The sequence below is a fragment of the Saccharopolyspora sp. NPDC002376 genome (genome assembly GCF_053593195.1).
The window spans coordinates 1-5,161 of sequence record NZ_JBSFBZ010000120.1 but is presented as its reverse complement, the minus strand read 5'-3'; the positions used below and the strand labels follow the sequence as shown (position 1 = coordinate 5,161).

The following is a 5,161-nucleotide window of genomic DNA, read 5'->3' as shown; positions in this document are numbered from 1 at the left end:
CCGGGCGCCCAGCAGCTGTTCACCACCAGCGTCACGAACTACCGGCCGTGGAGGTGCTCAGCTCGCTCCGCCACGAGCTGGAGCGCATTTCGGAATCACGGTAGCGCTGAGCGTCCACAAGAGACGGTCAGCCCGCGAGGCCGTCCAGCTCCGCAGCGTTGCCGCCGCCGCTCTGGGCCAGGTTGCGCAACTCCTGGAGGGCGACCGACAGCATCGCCACATCCGGTTCCGCAGCTTCCATCAGCGACGCGAAGGTTTCCCGGTACATCCGGACCCGGTCGAGGTTGCCGTCGAGCCAGGCCTCGACGAGCCGGTCCGGCGCCGTCGACTCGTCCGCGCCGCGCAAGGCCGCGGCCGTGAGCCTGCGGCGTTGGGTGAGCAGGTCGTCGCGCAGCGAGGCCTTCGCCAGCACCGTCCAGTGCGAGTCGCCCGGCTGCTCCATCGCCTGTTCCTTCAGCCAGTCGAGGTCGAGCCGCTCACCCAGCGCGAAGTACAGCCCGGCCGTCCACTCCAGGTCGCGGCCAGATGCCCAGGAGATCTCCGCGATGTCCATGCCCGAGCACAGCGGGTCGAGCACGAAGACCCGCTCGCACAGCCGCTCCGGGACACCGGTCCCGGCGAGCCGGGCGATCGCGCGCTCCACCCGCCGCCGCTCCCGCCCGGTCAGCCGACCGCGCAGGCTGCGGGCCAACCGCAGCATCGCCGGCCGGAATCGCCCCACCTCGACCGTCGTGTCGATCTCCCGGCGGTTGCGCAACAACCACAACGACACCTGCTCGACGACCTCCCGGACCGCAGCGAGCAGCCGCACCTGGGCGTGCGCGTGCCGGGACAGCTCCAGGGTGTCGATCTCCGCCCAGATCGCGGGCAGGTCCAGCAGTTCGCGCGTCGCGACGTAGACTCGGTACGGCGCGCTGAGGTCCCCGGTGAGCTGCATCAGGCGGCGCAGCAGCCCTGATCCCAGCCGGTTGATCATCTCGTTGGCCAGCACGGTCGTGGCAATCTCCCGGCGCAGCGGATGGGCCCGGATCTCGTCGGCGAACTCGGCGCGCAGCGCCGCGGGCAGGTACTCGACGGTCCCGGCCATCACGTGTGGATCGTCCGGCACCGCCAAATCGAGCGCCATCCGGTGAACCATTTCCTTGCTGTGGGCGAGCAGCGTGGCGAGCTCCGGCCGGGTCAACCCCAGGCCCAGGGCCCGCCGCCGGGCGATTACGTCGTCGTCGGGCAGCGACTCCAGCGCTCGGTCGAGGACGCCCTGGCCCTCCAGGAAGCGCATCAGCTGCAGGCTCCGGTCCAGCGTGGTCTGGCCGAGCGCTTCGCTGACGCTGATGGCCTGCACCTGCCGGTAGTTGTCGGCCAGCACCTGCTCGGCGACCTCGGCGCCGATCTCGGCGAGCAACCGGTCGCGACGTTGCGGCGGGAGCCGGCGTGCCGAGTCCACCAGGATCTTGAGGTTCACCTCGCGGTCGGAGATATCGACGCCCGCCGAGTTGTCGATGAAGTCGGTGTTGATGCGGCCGCCGCGCAGGGCGAACTCGATCCGGGCGGGTTGGGTGAAGCCGAGGTTGCCGCCCTCAGCGACCACCCGCGCCCGCACCTGCTCCGCGTCGACCCGGGCACCCTCGTTGGCCCGGTCGCCGACCTGCGCGTTCGACTCCGCTGCAGCCTTGACGTAGGTGCCGATGCCACCGTTGAACAGCAGGTCGACCGGGGCCTGCAGGACCACCTGGATGAGTTGGTCGGAGGGCAGCGTCTCCGCGTCGACGTCGAGGACGCGGCGGATCTGCGGGGTCAGCGGGATCGACTTCGCGGTGCGGGCGAACACCCCGCCGCCGGGCGAGATCAGCGTCGGGTCGTAGTCCAGCCACGATGAGCGCGGCAGGTCGAAGAGCCGGCGGCGCTCGGTCCACGACACCAGCGGATCCGGGGCGGGGTCGAGGAAGATGTGCCGGTGGTCGAAGGCGGCCACCAGTTTCACCTTGCGCGACAACAACATCGCATTGCCGAACACGTCGCCGGACATGTCGCCGACGCCGATCGCGGTGAACTCGTCGCGCTCCGGGTCCAGGCCCAGCTCGCCGAAGTGGCGGCGCACCGATTCCCAGGCGCCGCGCGCCGTGATGGCCATCGCCTTGTGGTCGTAGCCGCTCGAACCGCCCGACGCGAAGGCATCCCCCAGCCAGAACCCGTACTCCGCGGCGATCGAGTTCGCCAGGTCGGAGAACGCCGCAGTGCCCTTGTCCGCGGCCACCACCAGGTACGGGTCGTCGGAGTCGTGGCAAATGGTGTCCGCTGGCCGGACCACCGCGCCGCGACGGCGGTTGTCGGTGACGTCGAGCAGCCCGCTGACGAACATCGTGTAGCAATCGCGCACTTCCGCGGCCACTGCCTCCGGATCGGTGCTCGGTGGCGGTCGCTTGACGACGAACCCGCCCTTGGCGCCCTGCGGCACGATGACCGCGTTCTTGACCATCTGCGCCTTCAGCAGGCCCAGCACCTCCGCGCGGAAGTCCTCCGGGCGGTCCGACCAGCGGATGCCGCCGCGGGCCACCTTCGCGGCGCGCAGGTGCACGCCCACCACCCGCGGCGAGTAGACGAACGTTTCCACCGCGGGCCGGGGCTCGGGCAGGAACGCCAGCTTGCTCGGGTCGAGCTTGAGCGTCAGGTACGGCTTGGCGCGGCCGCCGGGGCCGCGCTGGAAGAAGTTGGTCCGCACCGCGGCGAGCACCACGGCTCGCACGGCACGCAGCACCCGGTCCTCGTTGAGGTTCACCACCGCGTTGAGCGCGGTCTCGACTCGGGAGTCCAGCGCGGCGTGCCGTCCGAGGTCCGCGACCGCTGGGTCGAAGCGCGTCCGGAACAACGCCACCAGCAGCCTGGTCACCTCGCGGTGGGTGAGAAGCGTGCGCTCCACGTACGCCTGACTGAACGTGATGCCGCCCTGGCGCAGGTACGCGTGGATCGCGCGCAGCAGCACCACGTCCCGCCAGCCGATTCCGGCCTTCAGCACGAGCTGGTTGAAGCCGTCGTCCTCCGCGTCACCGCACCACACCGCTGTGAACGCGGCGGTCACCAGATCCCGGGCGACCGGGTCGGCCAGCAGCGCGGAATCCCTCGGGAGCAGCTCGAACTCCTCGACCCGGACGGCGTTGCGGCCGACCGGGCGCACGTCGAACGGCCGGTGGTCGGCGATGCGCAGGCCCATGTTCTCCAGCACCGGGAACACATCGGCGAGCAGCGCCGGGCGCGGGGTCGACCACAGCAGCGCGAACCGGACGTTGGCTCCGGAACACAGCAGCGGGAACACCGTCAGCCGGGGCTCGTCGTCGGGCTGGAACTCCTCCAGCGAGCCGACGTCCAGCGCGGCTTGGCCCGCGGAGAACACGTCCTGGTATCCAGCGGGAAAGGCCTCCGCGTACCGGGCGAACAACCGGCGCCCTTCGGAGGAGCCATAGCGATCCGCCAGCTGGACGCGGAGCTCGTCCTGCCACGACTCGGTAGTGGGAACGGCCACCGCCACCACCCCCTCGACGAACGAGGGCCGCATCGACGGTCCGGCTCCAAGTCTATGCCGCCGCCACCGGCCCCACACCGCGCCTCGCACCACCCGCCGCAGCACAGCAGCTTCGCCCCACCAGGCATCAGCAGCCCCAGGCATTCCCGCACCGCGAGATCGAGCTATGGGGAGGGAGGCGCGGACGCCCGTGAGCGCTTTCGGGGCTGAACCACCCCGAAACGCCCACGGGCCCCGGTTGCACACGGCGACGAACCCCAAACGTTAATCCACATCGGACGATCCCGAGCAAACCTGGTCCACCGAATGGATCAACCCCGCTCCGCCGTCCGGGCCGCGCCGCAGGACCGGCGGTCGCGGGCGCCGGAGCGACCCCATCGGGAACGCGCGAGCGATTCCACCAATCGATTGACGACCAATGTCGGGACGCATAACCCAGGCCTCATTCTCCTGGTACTCCTACTCCCCCACCCCGCATCCGCTGCCCGCACGCCCGCGGCCTGCTGGTGGAGCTGTACCGCGAGGCCCGGCGGGAGACCGGCGATCCCGTTGCCGCGTGGCAGTCCATCGTGGACGATCCCGAGCGCGGGCGGCGCTACCAGCAGGCCCGCGGCAAGGGCGGGCTGGTCCGCATCTCCTGGGACGAGGCGGTCGAGATGATCGCCGCCGCGCACGTGCACACCATCGCCGCGCACGGCCCGGACCGCATCGCGGGGTTCTCCCCGTTCCCGGCCAGTTCGATGGTCTCGCACGCCGTGGGGTCGCGGTTCATGGCGCTGATCGGCGCGCCGATGCTGTCGTTCTACGACTGGTACGCCGAACCTCCCGGTGGCCTCGCCGCAGGTGTTCGGCGACCAGACCAATTGCCGCGAGGCTGGCAGCGGCGCTGACCGGATGAACTGGAAGCGCGTACCGCCCGAATCCGGCGCGGTGGTGATGAGCATCGGAGTGGTGTCGGTCGCCAGCGAATTGGCTGGTTTTCCGGTGCTCTCCGTGGTGTTGCTGATGGTTGCCGCCGCTTTGTGGGGCGTGTTGGCGGTGGCGTTCCTGGCGCGGATTTCCTTCGACACCAAGCGCAGGCCGACCGCCCCGGCGCGTTGACCTGCGTGGCCGCCACCGGGGTTCTCGGCCTCGGCCTGCACTTCTGGTCTACCGCTTGGGTGCTCCTCGCGGTGGCGACGCTGCTGTGGCTCGGGTTGATGCCGCTGGTGACGCGCGGCTGGAGGACCCCGACCGTCGGGGTGAACTTCCTGGTCTGCGTCGCGACGCAGTCGTTGGCGGTCCTGGCGGGTCAGCGCGCCACCGATGCGCGATCCCCGTTGCTGCTGTGGGTTTGTGCCGGTGCGACTGCGCTCGGCCTGGTGCTGTACGCCGCGGTGCTCGTCCGGTTCGACTTCCGGCAGCTCAGCCGCGGAGCCGGGGATCACCAGATCGCCGGAAGTGCGCTCGCGATCAGCACCGTGGCGACCGGCAAGCTGCACTCTGCGCTGCAAGCACTGGACATGCCGACGGCGGCTGCGGCGGTGCGCACCGTCGACCTCGTGCTCTGGGCGATCACCGTGGGCTGGTGCCTGGTGCTGGTGGTGTTCGAGCTGCTCGCGCCGTGCCTGCGCTACGACTCCAGCCGCTGGTCAACGGTTTTTC

General features: G+C 70.5%; 2 protein-coding genes and 1 pseudogene. 2 read left to right on the top strand and 1 reads right to left on the bottom strand.

The genetic code is table 11. The features are described from left to right. Positions 1-127: 127 nt before the first annotated feature. Positions 128-3,517, bottom strand: a complete 3,390-nt coding sequence (locus ACWCO2_RS36630) for an NAD-glutamate dehydrogenase domain-containing protein (protein WP_450132396.1) — start codon at positions 3,515-3,517, stop codon at positions 128-130. A gap of 439 nt (positions 3,518-3,956) precedes the next feature. On the opposite strand from ACWCO2_RS36630, the pseudogene ACWCO2_RS36625 reads away from it, so the two are divergent. Further along, positions 3,957-4,408, top strand: a pseudogene (locus tag ACWCO2_RS36625) (molybdopterin-dependent oxidoreductase); the annotation flags it as partial. Between the two features lie 215 nt (positions 4,409-4,623). Further along, positions 4,624-5,161, top strand: a 538-nt coding sequence (locus ACWCO2_RS36620) for a hypothetical protein (RefSeq protein ID WP_450132395.1), incomplete at its 3' end; no start/stop codon positions are given.